The following is a 14,125-nucleotide window of genomic DNA, read 5'->3' as shown; positions in this document are numbered from 1 at the left end:
CGTACCGAATACGTCACCACTCGGTGAGCCTGGCCAACGCACCGACGAAGTCTGGCAAGGGAGAGGGCTTGCTTACAACAGGCGCCACAGCGAAATGCCGCAAGCGCGCCCTCTTTTTCTTAGCCTTTGACTTCTGCCGCGGTGAGGTCCAGGCACTTGCGTGCCTTGGTCACCAGTTCGTCGACTTCGTCTTTGCTGATCACCAGCGGCGGCGAGATGATCATGGTGTCACCCACCGCACGCATGATCAGGCCGTTTCGGAAGCAATGCTCGCGGCACAGCATCCCGATGCCACCGGCGAAACGCTCACGGGTCTGCTTGTTCTTGACCAGTTCCAGGGCGGCGACCATGCCGACCCCGCGCGCTTCGCCAACCAACGGGTGGTCGGCCAGCTCCTGCCAGCGTTGCTGCAAATAAGGTGCCGTTTCAGCCTTCACTTTCTCGACGATCTTCTCTTCACGCAGGATGCGAATGTTCTCCAGGGCTACCGCCGCCGCCACCGGGTGACCGGAGTAGGTGAAGCCGTGGTAGAACTCGCCGCCTTCGTTGAGCACTTCGACGATCTCGTCACGCACGATCACGCCGCCCATGGGGATGTAGCCCGAGGTCAGGCCCTTGGCGATCGGCATCAGGTCCGGGGCGTTGCCGTAGTACTGGCTGCCGAACCACTCGCCGGTACGGCCGAAGCCGCAGATCACTTCGTCGGCGATGAACAGGATGTCGTACTTGGCGAGGATCTCGCGGATCTTCGGCCAGTAGGTTTCCGGCGGCACGATCACGCCGCCCGCGCCCTGGATGGGCTCGGCGATGAAGGCCGCGACCTTGTCCTCGCCCACTTCGAGAATCTTCTTCTCCAGCTGCTCGGCCGCCCAGACGCCGAAGTCGGCCGGCGACATATCGCCGCCCTCGCCGAACCAGTACGGCTGGGCGATGTGCTCGATGCCGGGGATCGGCAGGTCGCCCTGCTCATGCAGCGCCTTCATGCCGCCGAGGCTGACACCGGCCACGGTGGAGCCGTGGTAGCCGTTCCAGCGGCCGATGACGACTTTCTTCTGCGGCTGGCCCTTGGTCGCCCAGTAGTGACGGACCATGCGCAGCACGGTGTCGTTGGCTTCCGAGCCGGAACCGGTGAAGAACACGTGGTTCATGCCTTCCGGTGCGATATCGGCGATCGCCTTGGCCAGTTCCACCGCCGGCGGGTGCGCGGTCTGGAAGAACAGGTTGTAGAAGGGCAGTTCACGCATCTGCCGGGTCGCCGCCTGGACCAGCTCCTCGCGACCGTAGCCGACGTTGACGCACCACAGGCCGGCCATGCCGTCGAGGATCTTGTTGCCCTCGCTGTCCCATATGTACACGCCTTCGGCCTTGGTGATGATCCGCGCACCCTTGGCGTTCAGCGCCTTGTAGTCGGTGAACGGCGGCAAATGATGCTCGCGACCGAGCTTTTGCCATTCAAGGGTCTGGGGGTTGGTCAGTTGGCTATTCATTTCCATACCTCAATCGACACACGTCTGGAGGGCCGGCCCCGGGCCGGCCTTCCGTTTACGATCAGACGGAGAGCAGCAGGAACTCGCGTTCCCAGGAGCTGATCACCCGCTTGAAGTTTTCATGCTCGGCGCGCTTGACCGCCACATAACCGGTCACGAACTTGCTGCCCAGGTACTTTTCGATGTCCCGGCAGGCTTCCATGCGCTCCAGCGCCGCCTCGATGGTGATCGGCAGGCGCAGGTTGCGGCGCTCGTAGCCACGTCCCTTGACCGGGGCGCTGGGCTTCACACCCTCGACCATGCCGATGTAGCCGCAGAGCAGGCTGGCGGCGATGGCCAGATAGGGGTTGGCGTCGGCGCCGGCCAGGCGGTTCTCCACGCGGCGGTTCTCCGGGCCGGCATCCGGCACGCGCAGGCCCACGGTGCGGTTCTCTTCGCCCCACTCCACGTTCACCGGCGCCGAGGTGTCGGGCAGGAAGCGGCGGAAGGAGTTCACGTTGGGCGCGAACAGCGGCAGCACCTCGGGGATGTACTTCTGCAGGCCACCAATGTGGTGCAGGAAGAGTTCGCTCATGGAACCGTCATCATTGGAGAAGATGTTCTTCCCGGTACTGATGTCGATCACGCTCTGGTGCAGGTGCATGGCGCTGCCCGGCTCGTCGGTGATCGGCTTGGCCATGAAGGTCGCCGCCACGTTGTGCTTGAGCGCGGCCTCGCGCATGGTGCGCTTGAACACCAGGATCTGGTCGGCCAGCTCCAGGGCATCGCCGTGACGGAAGTTGATTTCCATCTGCGCCGGACCTTCCTCGTGGATCAGGGTGTCCAGGTCCAGGTCCTGCATTTCGCACCAGTCGTACATGTCCTCGAACAGCGGGTCGAACTCGTTCGCCGCATCGATGGAGAAGGACTGGCGGCCGGTTTCCGGGCGGCCCGAACGGCCCAGCGGGGCCTGCAGCGGGAAGTCCGGGTCGTCGCAACGCTTGGTCAGGTAGAACTCCATTTCCGGGGCAACGATGGGTTTCCAGCCTTTATCCGCATAAAGCTTGAGCACCCGCTTCAGAAGGTTGCGCGGTGACAGCTCGATGGGGTTGCCCTGCTTGTCGAAGGTGTCATGGATCACCATCGCGGTGGGCTCGATGGCCCAGGGCACGAGATAAACGGCGCTCTGGTCCGGACGGCAGAACATGTCGATGTCCGCCGGGTCGAGCAGCTCGTAATAAATGTCGTCTTCGACATAGTCGCCGGTCACGGTCTGCAGCAGCACGCTCTCGGGGAGGCGCATGCCCTTCTCGTCCAGGAACTTGTTGGTCGGCGAGATCTTGCCGCGAGCAATGCCGGTAAGATCGCTGATCATGCATTCAACTTCGGTGATTTTGCGTTCTTTCAGCCAGCTGGTCAGCTGGTCGAGCTTGGTAGTCATAAAGACCTCAGGGTTGAGAGCTTCACTAGGAGGCTTCTACAGGTTCGCGTCCTGCGAGGCGGTCGGCCGCGGAAAGTACAGTCCGATCTGCGCGACACGGCAACTTCGCCGGTTTCCTTATTAGAGTCTCCCGCTCAGCGTTTCCCCGCCTTCTCCCTGCAAGCCTCACCAAAGGCCTGGAAGATGGCGAGATAGTTCGGGTTGGTCCGCACTTGCCACTCGGGATGCCATTGCACCCCCAGGGCAAAGCTCTTGGCGCCTTCGACCGAAAAGGCCTCGACCAACCCATCGGGCGCCAGAGCCTCTACACGCAGGCCCGGCGCCAGACGTTCAACGCCCTGGCCATGAATGGAGTTGACTTGAATCTCGGACGGCAAGCCGATGCCGTCGAGCACGCCACCCGGCTGCACCTGCAGCGGATGACGGAGAGCGTATTGCACCTCGAGGGGCTGGTCGGCCGGCTCGCGGTGGTCCATGAGTCCTTCTATTTCATGCACGCGCTGGTGCAGGGTGCCGCCAAAGGCCACGTTCATTTCCTGGAAGCCACGGCAGATGCCCAGAACGGGAATCCCGGCGTCGACGGCCGCGCGGACCAGCGGCAGGGTAGTGCGGTCCCGGGCGGGATCGTGACGGGTGCCCGGCGCGGAAGCGGGGCCTTGATAATGATGGGGCTCCACATTGGAGGGGGAGCCGGTGAAGAGCAGACCGTCCAGGCTGGCCAGGAGGGTCGCTTGATCCATCAGTTCAGCCAGGGCCGGAATCACCAGCGGCACACCACCGGCTCCGACCGCCACCGCACGAAGATACTTGTCACCAGCTATATGATAAGTCTGAGGACCGATCTCTCTGGTGCAAGCGGATACGCCGATCAGCGGCAGGCGAGACATGAGACACCCGTTTTATTTGTCTGTTATGGGTTGCGACCGAGCTTAGCGTTGTTCATTTTTTTACACAATAGGGATGTAAAAAATTGAACACGCCCCGCTGAGCACCGCAGCCAGCATGGTCTAGAGAGAGGTTCGGATGCCCTTAAACGCCCCAAAACTGGCCATCGAGCCCGTTTTTGGGGCAAAATGGGCCTCGCTTGACATCCAGGGGTGATTCAGATTGACTCACACCTTAGATAGAGCGTGATTGATATTTTTAACAAAAAAGGTGTTGCATCATGTCGGTACCCCCGCGTGCCGTTCAGCTTCAAGAAGCGAACGAATTCCTTAAGGAGCATCCTGAGGTCCAGTTCGTCGACCTGTTGATTGCAGATATGAATGGAGTGGTACGAGGCAAGCGAATCGAACGCGCCAGCCTGACCAAAGTCTACGAGAAAGGCATCAACCTCCCCGCTTCGATCTTCGCGCTCGATATCAACGGTTCCACCGTCGAAAGCACCGGCCTCGGCCTGGACATCGGCGACGCAGACCGCATCTGCTATCCCATCCCCGACACCCTCAGCGACGAACCCTGGCAGAAGCGCCCGACCGCGCAGCTGCTGATGACCATGCACGAGGTCGAAGGCGAAGGCGAACCCTTCTTCGCCGACCCGCGCGAAGTCCTGCGCCGTGTGGTGGAGAAGTTCGACGAGCTCGGCCTGACCATCTGCGCCGCCTTCGAGCTGGAGTTCTACCTGATCGACCAGGAGAACATCAACGGCCGCCCGCAGCCGCCGCGTTCGCCCATCTCCGGCAAACGTCCGCAGTCCACTCAGGTCTACCTGATCGACGACCTGGACGAGTACGCCGACTGCCTGCAGGACATCCTCGAAGGCGCCAAGGTCCAGGGCATCCCGGCCGACGCCATCGTCAAGGAGAGCGCCCCGGCCCAGTTCGAGGTCAACCTGCACCACGTCGAGGACGCCCTCAAGGCCTGCGACTACGCAGTCCTGCTCAAGCGCCTGATCAAGAACATCGCCTACGACCATGAGATGGACACCACCTTCATGGCCAAGCCCTATCCGGGCCAGGCGGGCAACGGCCTGCACGTGCACATCTCGCTGATCGACAAGAAGACCGGTAAGAACATCTTCGCCGCCGATGATCCCGAGCAGAACGCCGCTTTGCGTCACGCGGTCGGCGGTGTGCTCGAGACCATGCCCGCGTCCATGGGCTTCCTCTGCCCGAACGTGAACTCCTACCGCCGTTTCGGCGCGCAGTTCTACGTACCGAACGCACCGAGCTGGGGCCTGGACAACCGCACCGTGGCGCTGCGCGTGCCCACTGGCAGCCCGGATGCCGTGCGCATCGAGCACCGCGTGGCCGGTGCCGACGCCAACCCCTACCTGATGATGTCGGCCATCCTGGCGGGCATTCACCACGGCCTGACCAACAAGATCGAGCCGGGTGCGCCCATCGAAGGCAACTCCTACGAGCAGCTGGAACAGAGCCTGCCGAACAACCTGCGCGATGCCCTGCGCGAGCTGGACGACAACGAGGTTCTGAACAAGTACATCAGCCCGGACTACATCGACATCTTCGTCGCCTGCAAGGAAAGCGAGCTGGAGGAGTTCGAGCACTCCATCTCCGACCTCGAGTACAACTGGTACCTGCACACCGTGTAAGCGAGTCCGCAACGCCGGCCCCAGGGCCGGCGTTGTCGTATCTGCACCCCAGGCAACACCGGCGCGGCGGTCCAGCAGGGCCGCCCGTGCCTCGCTGCACCCGGAATAACAACAACCAGAATCCGCATGCTCTACCAGGGAGGACGTCATGCCCCGCTTGCTCGCCCCGCTGTTGCTCGCATTGCTCCCCACGCTGGCCCAGGCCGAAGACCTGATCCGGGTCTACAACTGGAACGACTACATCGCCCCCCAGGTGCTCGAAGATTTCCAGAAGGAGACCGGCACCCGCGTCGAGTACCACACCTTCAGCAGCGCCGATGAACTGGGCAAGGCCCTGGCCAGCGGCGCGCCCATCGACATCGCGGTACCGTCCCACAACGACCTGCCCCGGTTGATCAAGGAAGGTCGCCTGCAGCCCCTGGACTTCTCCCGCCTGCCCAACCGCCAGCATCTGGACAAGCAACTGCTGAGCAAGCTGGCCGCCATGGATCCGAACAACCAGCACGCCGTGCCCTACCTCTGGGGTGCCGTCGGCCTGGCGGTGAACACCCCGCAGGCGGAAAAGGCCTTCGGCGGCCCGCTGCCCCATAGCTGGAGCCTGTTGTTCGACGCCGAGCAGAGCGCGCGCCTCGGCCAGTGCGGCATCAGCCTGCTGGATGCCCCCGACGAAACCCTCGCCGTGCTGCTCAACTACCAGGGGCACAACCTCGCGCGCAGCGCACCGAGCCGGCTCAAGCGCAGCGCCGAGACCCTCGGCGCCCTGCGCCCGCACCTGCGCTACATCGACGGCGAGCGCTACATCGCCGACCTCAACGCCGGCAAGCTCTGCATCGCCATGGCCTGGGTCGGCGACGCCCTGAACGCCGCCGCGGCCGGCCAGCCGGTAACCTTCATGGTTCCCGATGAAGGCTCGGTGGTCTTCATCGACAACCTGACCATTCCAAGCAGCGCCAGTCGCGCCGACCTCGCGCACCGCTTCATCGATTACATGCTGCGCCCGGAAGTGGCGGCGAAGGTCACCAGCGCCACCCTCTACCCCAGCGGCAACGCCGATGCCCGCCAGTTCCTGGATGAGTCCCTGCGCAACCAGCCCGGCCTCTACCCGGACCAGGACACCAAGCGCCGCCTGTTCCCCCTCGAACCGGTGCCGGAGAAGCTCAGCGCCACCCGCGACGAGGTCTGGACAACGTTTCGCGAAGGCAGATAACGGTAGGTTGGCGCCGAGAGCAGCGAGGCCCAACGCTTCGCTGCCAGCCGCCATGTCGGGCTTCGTACCTCAGCCCAACCTACGCGCTTGCCCCAACCCCACCGCCTGGATTCCAATAGCGGCTCTTCGGAAAGGAGCCTCCCATGCCGCGTCCCGCCACCGCCCGCAAGCCGCGCGCCAGCAGCCAGCTGCGCATCGCCGGCATCCTCGACGCCGCCCGCGCCCTGCTGGCCGAACAGGGCGTGGCCAACCTGTCGATCTACAGTGTCGCCGAGCGCGCGGACATGCCGCCCTCCTCCGTCTACCACTTCTTCTCCAGCGTGCCGGCGATCCTCGAAGCCCTCACCGCCGACATCCACGCCGCCTTTCGCGCCTGCCTGCAGCAGCCCATCGAGCATGACGACCTGCGCCACTGGCACGATCTTTCGCGGCTGGTGGAAGAACGCATGCTGTCGATCTACGCCGCCGACGCCGCCGCGCGCCAGCTGATCCTCGCCCAGCACGGCCTTACAGAAGTGACCCAGGCCGACCGCCAGCACGACATCGAACTGGGTCGCCTGATGCACGCCCTCTTCGAGCGGCACTTCGAACTGCCGGTGCTGCCCGAGGATGTCGACGTCTTCGCCCTGGCCATGGAACTGGGCGACCGCGTCTACGCCCGCTCGGTGCAATTGCACGGCGAAATCACCCCGCGCCTGGCCGAGGAAGGCATGCGCGTGTTCGACGCCTACCTCGGCCTCTACCTGCCGCCCTACCTGCCGAAGCGAACCACGGCCCTGCCGATCTGAAGCGGCACAAAACCGATATTTATCCGCAAATAAATCAGAAATCCTTCCCTGATAGAAAAATCTGGCTTCAAATGCAGATTTTTATCGGATATAAAGTCGCCATCCGCCCGGCGGCCCCCCTATTCCGCCAGCACGGAAATACCCCGCTTGCCGATAGATATCCGGCATTCGGTCCGAATTCGTTCTGACGAGGTGTTCCATGTCCCGCATTGTTACCGTCGCCGCCACCCAGATGGCCTGTTCCTGGAATCGCGGCGCGAATATCGCCAACGCCGAGAAGCTGGTCCGCCAGGCCGCTGCCAAGGGTGCGCAGATCATCCTGATCCAGGAGCTCTTCGAGACCCCCTACTTCTGCCAGAAGCCGAACCCGGACTATCTGCAGCTGGCCACCCCGACCGAGACCAACGAAGCCATCGCGCACTTCCAGAACGTCGCCCGTGAACTCGAGGTGGTGCTGCCCATCAGCTACTTCGAGCAGGCCGGCCGCGCACGCTTCAACAGCATCGCGATCATCGATGCCGACGGCTCCAACCTCGGCGTCTACCGCAAGAGCCACATTCCGGACGGCCCCGGCTACCACGAGAAGTACTACTTCAACCCGGGCGACACCGGCTTCAAGGTGTGGAACACCCGCTACGCGAAGATCGGCGTCGGCATCTGCTGGGACCAGTGGTTCCCGGAAGCCGCCCGCAGCATGGCGCTGCTGGGTGCCGAGATCCTCTTCTACCCCACCGCCATCGGCAGCGAGCCGCACGACGCCAGCATCACCTCCCGTGACCACTGGCAGCGCGTGCAGCAGGGCCATGCCGGCGCCAACCTGATGCCGCTGGTGGCGTCCAACCGCATCGGCAAGGAAGAGCAGGACGGCTACGACATCACCTTCTACGGCTCCTCCTTCATCGCCGACCCGTTCGGCAAGAAGGTCGAGGAACTGAACGAGACCGAGGAAGGCATCCTGGTGCACAGCTTCGACCTGGACAAACTCGAGCACGTGCGCAGCGCCTGGGGTGTGTTCCGCGATCGCCGCCCGAACCTATACTCCCCGATCAAGACCCTGGACGGCTCCCTCGAGTCGTAATGCCCGAATACAGGGGCCAGCCCGATGGCGATGCACTGTTCGCCAGCGGGTTGGCCCCTGCCCCTTTCAGACTGATGGTGGATCGATGAACACTCTCAACACCCTTCCGCGCGACGACGGCTTCCGCATGCCGGCCGAGTGGGAACCCCAAACCCGCACCTGGATGGTCTGGCCCGAGCGCCCCGACAACTGGCGCCTGGGCGGCAAGCCCGCGCAAACCGCCTTCACCGCCGTGGCCAAGGCCATCGCCCGCTTCGAGCCGGTGACCGTCTGCGTCTCCGCGAGCCAGTACGAGAACGCCCGCGCGCGCCTCGACGAGCCGAATATCCGCGTGGTGGAAATCTCCAACGACGACGCCTGGGTCCGTGACACCGGCCCGACCTTCGTGATCAACGACCAGGGCGAAGTCCGTGGCGTGGACTGGACCTTCAACGCCTGGGGCGGCTTCGACGGCGGCCTCTACTTCCCCTGGAACCGCGACGACCAGGTGGCGCGCAAAATCCTCGAGATCGAAGGCTGCAAGCGCTACCGCACCGACGGCTTCGTGCTGGAAGGCGGCTCCATCCATGTGGATGGCGAAGGCACCCTGATCACCACCGAAGAATGTCTGCTGAACAAGAACCGCAACCCGCACCTGTCCCGCGAACAGATCGAAGCGGTGCTGCGCGAGCAGCTGGCGGTGGAAACCGTGATCTGGCTGCCGGACGGCCTCTACAACGACGAGACCGACGGCCATGTGGACAACTTCTGCTGCTACGTGCGCCCGGGTGAAGTCCTGCTGGCCTGGACCGACGACCCGGAGGACCCGAACTTCCCGCGCTGCCAGTCGGCCATGAAGGTGCTGGAGCAGGCCCGCGACGCCAAGGGTCGCCAGCTCGTGGTTCACAAGATGCCGATCCCCGGCCCGATCTACGCCACCGAGGAAGAATGCGCCGGCGTCGACCTGGTGGAAGGCACCCAGGCGCGCGATCCGTCGATCCGCCTGGCCGGCTCCTACGTGAACTTCCTGATCGTCAACGGCGGCATCGTCGCGCCGAAATTCGACGACGCGAAGGACGCGACCGCGCAAGCCATCCTGAAGCGCGTCTTCCCGCAGCATGAGGTGGTGATGGTGCCGGGCCGCGAGATCCTCCTCGGCGGCGGCAACATCCACTGCATCACCCAGCAGCAGCCGGCGCCGCAAAAGCGTTGAGCGAAAGCCTGATATAACGAACCCCCGCGATTGCGGGGGTTTGTCGTTTGGGTTCGGCGAATGATGTCCCTGTAGGGGCGAATTCATTCGCCAAGGGCAGCGCAGCTGCCCCCTGACGCCTTGCAGGGCAGACCTTCGGCCTGCTTGGCGAATGAATTCGCCCCTACAAGTGAATTCGCCCCTGCAGCAGCCACCGTCACAGCTTGGCGATGGACACCTCCGTGGACTTCACGAAGGCGATCACCTCGGAACCGACACCCAGCTCCAGCTCGCGCACGGAGCGGGTGGTGATGACCGAGGTGACGACGCCGGCGGCGGTCTGCACGTCGATCTCGGAGAGCACCGGGCCCTCGATGATTTCCTTGATGGTGCCCTTGAACTGGTTGCGGACGTTGATGGCTTTGATGGTCATTCGATTTTCTCCTGGGGTCGAAAATTAGCTGCAAGTGGCAAGCGACAAGCTGCAAGTGAAAGCATCCGACTTCTTCTTGCAGCTTGAGGCTTGAAGCTTGCCGCTGCTCTTAAAGTGCCCAGCGCAATTGCGTGGGCAGGGGGGAAACGGGTTCGGGTTCCGGCGGCGCCGCTGGCAGGGCCAGCACGCGGTCCAGCACTTCGGCTTCCAGGGCGGCCAGGCGCGCCGATCCACGGGCCCGAGGTCGCGCCAGCTCCACCGGCAGGTCGAGGCCGATGGCGCCCTCTTCGATCAGGATCACCCGATCGGCGACGGCCACCGCCTCGCTCACGTCGTGGGTCACCAGCAGCACGGTGAAGCCGTGCTGCTGCCAGAGGCGCTCGATCAGCTGCTGCATCTCGATACGGGTCAGCGCATCCAGCGCGCCCAGGGGCTCGTCCAGCAGTAACAGGCGTGGTTGATGGATCAGCGCACGGGCCAGGGCCACGCGCTGCTTCTGGCCGCCGGACAGAGCCGCCGGCCACTCCTTGGCGCGGTCGGCCAGGCCCACCGCTTCCAGGGCTTCCAGGGCGCGCGGGCGCCAGTCACCGGTCAGGCCCAGGCCGACGTTGTCGATCACCCGCTTCCAGGGCAGCAGCCGCGCATCCTGGAACATCAGGCGAGTGTCCTCGCGGGCGTCTTCCAGCGGCGCCGAGCCGGCCAGCAGCTCGCCGCGGGAAGGCTTGTCCAGGCCCGCCAGCAGGCGCAGCAAGGTGCTCTTGCCGCAACCGCTGCGGCCGACCACGGCGACGAACTGGCCGGCGGGAATCAGCAGGTCGATACCCTTGAGCACCTCGCGCTCGCCGAAGGATTTGCCGATGCCGCGCAGCGCCAGCGGGATGCCGCGTTTCAAGCGCTGCGGAGTCTGCAGGACGGTCATGCTGCACCTCCCTTGGCCTGGTAGGCCGGGTGCCAGCGCAGCCAGACGCGTTCCAGGCCACGGGCGGCGACATCGGCCAGCTTGCCGAGCACGGCGTAGAGCAGGATCGCCAGCACTACGACGTCGGTCTGCAGGAACTCGCGGGCGTTCATCGCCAGGTAGCCGATGCCGGAGCTGGCGGAAATGGTCTCGGCGACGATCAGGGTCAGCCACATGAAGCCGAGGGCGAAGCGCACCCCCACCAGAATCGAGGGCAACGCGCCGGGCAGGATCACCTGGCGGAACAGCGAGAAGCCGGACAGGCCGTAGCTGCGCGCCATCTCCACCAGCGCCGGGTCGACGTTGCGGATGCCGTGGTAGGTGTTCAGGTAGATGGGGAACAGGGTGCCGAGGGCGACCAGGAAGATCTTCGCCGACTCGTCGATACCGAACCACAGGATCACCAGCGGGATCAGCGCCAGGTGCGGCACGTTGCGGATCATCTGCACCGAGCTGTCCAGCAGGCGCTCGCCCCACTTCGACAGGCCGGTGGTGAAGCCCAGCAAGAGACCCAGGCCGCCGCCGATGGCGAAGCCGATGCCGGCACGCCAGCCGCTGATGGCCAGGTGAGTCCAGATCTCGCCGCTGGACAACAGGTCCCATCCCGCCGCCAGCACCGCGCTGGGCGCCGGCAGGATGCGGGTGGAGAGCAGACCGGTTTCCACCGCGCCTTGCCAGATCGCCAGCAGCGCCACGGGCAGTGCCCAGGGCGCCAGGCGCAGGAGTACGGAATTGAATGTCATCCCTGCGCCCTCAGCTCTGCGACGCCAACTTGGCTTCTGGCAGCGCCTCGTTGGCCACCATCTCGCCAAAGGGGCTGACGAAGCCCAGGCCGTCATTGGTGCGCGGACGCGCCAGGTCCAGGTGCGGGAACAGCAGCTCGGCGACGCGGTAGGACTCTTCCAGGTGCGGGTAGCCGGAGAAGATAAAGGTATCGACGCCCAGATCGGCGTATTCCTTCACCCGCGCGGCCACGGTGGGACCGTCGCCCACCAGCGCGGTGCCGGCGCCACCGCGCACCAGGCCGACGCCGGCCCAGAGGTTGGGGCTGACTTCCAGCTGGTCGCGCTTGCCGTTGTGCAGGGCGGCCATGCGCTGCTGGCCCACCGAATCGAAACGGGCAAAGGCGGCCTGGGCCTTGGCGATGGTGGCGTCGTCGAGGTTCTCGATCAGACGGTCGGCGGCGGCCCAGGCGGCTTCATTGGTCTCGCGCACGATGACGTGCAGGCGGATGCCGAAGCGCACCGTGCGGCCCAGCTTGGCGGCCTTGGCGCGCACCTGCTCGATCTTCTCCTTCACCGCCGCCGGCGGCTCGCCCCAGGTCAGGTACAGCTCCACCTGCTCGGCGGCAAGATCCTGGGCGGCCTCGGAGGAACCGCCGAAGTACAGCGGCGGACGCGGCTTCTGCAGCGGCGGGTAGAACAGCTTGGCGCCCTTCACCTGGATGTGCTTGCCGTCGTAGTCGACAGTCTCGCCCTCCAGCACGCGGCGCCAGATGCGGGTGAACTCCACTGATGCTTCGTAACGCTCTTCATGGTTCAGGTGCAGGCCATCGGCGGCCAGTTCGTCCGGGTCGCCGCCGGTCACCAGGTTGAACAGGGCACGGCCGCCGGACAGGCGATCCAGGGTTGCCGCCTGGCGCGCGGCCACGGTCGGCGAAATGATCCCGGGGCGCAGGGCGACGAGGAACTTCAGGCGCTGGGTAACCGGGATCAGCGAGGCGGCCACCAGCCAGGAATCCTCGCAGGAACGCCCGGTGGGGATCAGCACGCCGCCGAAGCCGAGGCGGTCGGCCGCCTGGGCGATCTGTTGCAGGTAGCCGTGGTCGACGGCGCGGGCGCCCTCGGATGTGCCGAGGTAGTGGCCGTCGCCGTGGGTCGGCAGGAACCAGAAGATGTTCAAGCTCATGGAGTGGTCTCCTTCAAATTCTCCCCTCTCCCTTTGGGAGAGGGGGCGGGGCGGGCCGCGTTCGGATGAGGGTTGCTTCGCTTGGCGCGGTCTCACCCGGTGTTTCGGGATTACTGCTGCGCGACCTTGGCCGGCGGCGTCCAGATCACATCGGCGATGCTGAGTTTTTTCGGAATCAGCTTCAGGCCGGTGAAGGTGTCGGCGATCTTCTGCTGCGCGGCGACCACTTCCGGGGTCAGCGGCTGGGCGCCGTAGCCCTGGCGTTTCACCGCCACGGAGGTGATGTCCTTGGGCAGGCCCAGCAGCGGCGCCACCTGTTCGGTGACCTTGTCCGGATCGGCCTTGGAGTCCTCGCCCACGGCGCGCACTTCCTCGATCAGGGTGCTGATCACCTGCGGATGCTTCTGGGCGTAGCCGCGGGTCGCCAGGTAGAACTGGTGGTTGTCCACGATGCCTTCGCCATTGCGCAGGGTGCGGGCTTCCAGCTGCTTCTCGGCGGCGGCCTGGAAGGGGTCCCAGATCACCCAGGCGTCCACGCTGCCGCGCTCGAAGGCGGCGCGGGCGTCGGCCGGGGGCAGGTACACGGGCTGGATATCGCTGTACTTCAGGCCCGCCTCTTCCAGTGCGCGAACCAGCAGGTAGTGCACGTTGGAGCCCTTGTTCAGCGCGACCTTCTTGCCGGCCAGTTCCTTGACCGACTGGATGGACGAGCCCTTGGGCACCAGGATCGCCTCGCTCTGCGGCGCCGGCGGTTCAAAGGCCACATAGAGCAGGTCAGCGCCGGCGGCCTGGGCGAACACCGGCGGGGTCTCGCCGGTGACGCCGAAATCGATGGAGCCGACGTTCAACCCTTCGAGCAGCTGCGGGCCGCCGGGGAACTCGGTCCATTTCACGTCGATGCCCTGTTCGACCAGGCGCTTCTCCAGCGTGCCCTTGGCCTTGAGCAGTACCAGGGTGCCGTATTTCTGGTAGCCGATTCGCAGGGTCTCGGCCTGTGCCTGGGTGATGGCGCCGAAAGCCAGGGCAGCCGTAAAGAGGGCAGCCAGACTCCGACGCAAAGTGATGGTGCGCATGGCGCTCTCCTCATGACTTTGCTGTTTATGTCGTTGCCTGCTGCCCGTTGG

13 protein-coding genes are annotated in these 14,125 nt (G+C 64.9%); 5 read left to right on the top strand and 8 right to left on the bottom strand.

The window, feature by feature from the left end; all coding sequences use genetic code 11:
- Positions 1-119 precede the first annotated feature (119 nt).
- The 3 genes from ACFW0H_RS06545 to ACFW0H_RS06535 all read right to left on the bottom strand — a co-directional run bounded on the left by ACFW0H_RS06545 (position 120) and on the right by ACFW0H_RS06535 (position 3,794).
- Positions 120-1,487: an aspartate aminotransferase family protein gene (locus ACFW0H_RS06545; protein ID WP_422913091.1), complete on the bottom strand. Its 1,368-nt coding sequence runs from the start codon at positions 1,485-1,487 to the stop codon at positions 120-122.
- Between the two features lie 61 nt (positions 1,488-1,548).
- The gene (locus ACFW0H_RS06540; RefSeq protein ID WP_422913090.1) at positions 1,549-2,907 is read right to left on the bottom strand and encodes a glutamine synthetase family protein; all 1,359 of its coding nucleotides are present in this window, start codon (positions 2,905-2,907) and stop codon (positions 1,549-1,551) included.
- 134 nt (positions 2,908-3,041) lie between these two features.
- Positions 3,042-3,794, bottom strand: a complete 753-nt coding sequence (locus ACFW0H_RS06535; RefSeq protein ID WP_422913089.1) for a gamma-glutamyl-gamma-aminobutyrate hydrolase family protein — start codon at positions 3,792-3,794, stop codon at positions 3,042-3,044.
- Positions 3,795-4,072: 278 nt separating this feature from the next.
- On the opposite strand from ACFW0H_RS06535, the gene ACFW0H_RS06530 reads away from it, so the two are divergent.
- From ACFW0H_RS06530 to aguA, 5 genes are all read left to right on the top strand, one after another.
- On the top strand, positions 4,073-5,458 hold the full coding sequence (locus ACFW0H_RS06530; RefSeq protein ID WP_422913088.1) for a glutamine synthetase family protein: 1,386 nt from the start codon (positions 4,073-4,075) through the stop codon (positions 5,456-5,458).
- Between the two features lie 148 nt (positions 5,459-5,606).
- Positions 5,607-6,665, top strand: coding sequence for a polyamine ABC transporter substrate-binding protein (locus ACFW0H_RS06525; protein ID WP_422913087.1), 1,059 nt, complete (start codon positions 5,607-5,609; stop codon positions 6,663-6,665).
- A 143-nt stretch (positions 6,666-6,808) separates the two neighbouring features.
- The gene (locus ACFW0H_RS06520) at positions 6,809-7,453 is read left to right on the top strand and encodes a TetR/AcrR family transcriptional regulator (RefSeq protein ID WP_422913086.1); all 645 of its coding nucleotides are present in this window, start codon (positions 6,809-6,811) and stop codon (positions 7,451-7,453) included.
- Positions 7,454-7,652: 199 nt separating this feature from the next.
- Entirely contained in the window at positions 7,653-8,531 is an 879-nt protein-coding gene (gene aguB / locus ACFW0H_RS06515; protein WP_422913085.1) for an N-carbamoylputrescine amidase, read from the top strand.
- Between the two features lie 85 nt (positions 8,532-8,616).
- Positions 8,617-9,723, top strand: a complete 1,107-nt coding sequence (gene aguA, locus ACFW0H_RS06510) for an agmatine deiminase (protein ID WP_422913084.1) — start codon at positions 8,617-8,619, stop codon at positions 9,721-9,723.
- Between the two features lie 196 nt (positions 9,724-9,919).
- Here the strand turns inward: aguA and ACFW0H_RS06505 are convergent, their stop codons facing one another.
- From ACFW0H_RS06505 to ACFW0H_RS06485, 5 genes are all read right to left on the bottom strand, one after another.
- On the bottom strand, positions 9,920-10,135 hold the full coding sequence (locus ACFW0H_RS06505) for a TOBE domain-containing protein (RefSeq protein WP_016490167.1): 216 nt from the start codon (positions 10,133-10,135) through the stop codon (positions 9,920-9,922).
- Positions 10,136-10,244: 109 nt separating this feature from the next.
- Complete coding sequence (gene ssuB / locus ACFW0H_RS06500; RefSeq protein ID WP_422913083.1) at positions 10,245-11,054, bottom strand: aliphatic sulfonates ABC transporter ATP-binding protein; 810 nt, start codon at positions 11,052-11,054, stop codon at positions 10,245-10,247.
- Positions 11,051-11,836 carry an aliphatic sulfonate ABC transporter permease SsuC gene (gene ssuC, locus ACFW0H_RS06495; RefSeq protein ID WP_422913082.1) on the bottom strand — a complete coding sequence of 262 codons (786 nt, stop codon included), beginning with the start codon at positions 11,834-11,836 and terminating at the stop codon, positions 11,051-11,053. Before ssuC ends, ssuB begins: the two co-directional genes overlap by 4 nt.
- A gap of 10 nt (positions 11,837-11,846) precedes the next feature.
- Positions 11,847-13,001 (bottom strand): FMNH2-dependent alkanesulfonate monooxygenase, encoded by a 1,155-nt coding sequence (gene ssuD / locus ACFW0H_RS06490; RefSeq protein WP_422913081.1) that lies wholly within the window; start codon positions 12,999-13,001, stop codon positions 11,847-11,849.
- Between the two features lie 110 nt (positions 13,002-13,111).
- Positions 13,112-14,074, bottom strand: a complete 963-nt coding sequence (locus ACFW0H_RS06485) for a sulfonate ABC transporter substrate-binding protein (RefSeq protein ID WP_422913080.1) — start codon at positions 14,072-14,074, stop codon at positions 13,112-13,114.
- Positions 14,075-14,125: the final 51 nt, after the last annotated feature.

It is taken from the genome of Metapseudomonas cellulosilytica (assembly GCF_049334135.1).
Taxonomy (GTDB): Bacteria; Pseudomonadota; Gammaproteobacteria; order Pseudomonadales; family Pseudomonadaceae; genus Metapseudomonas.
The sequence above is the reverse complement of the archived record's forward strand: the minus strand, read 5'-3'. Positions and strand labels throughout refer to the sequence as shown.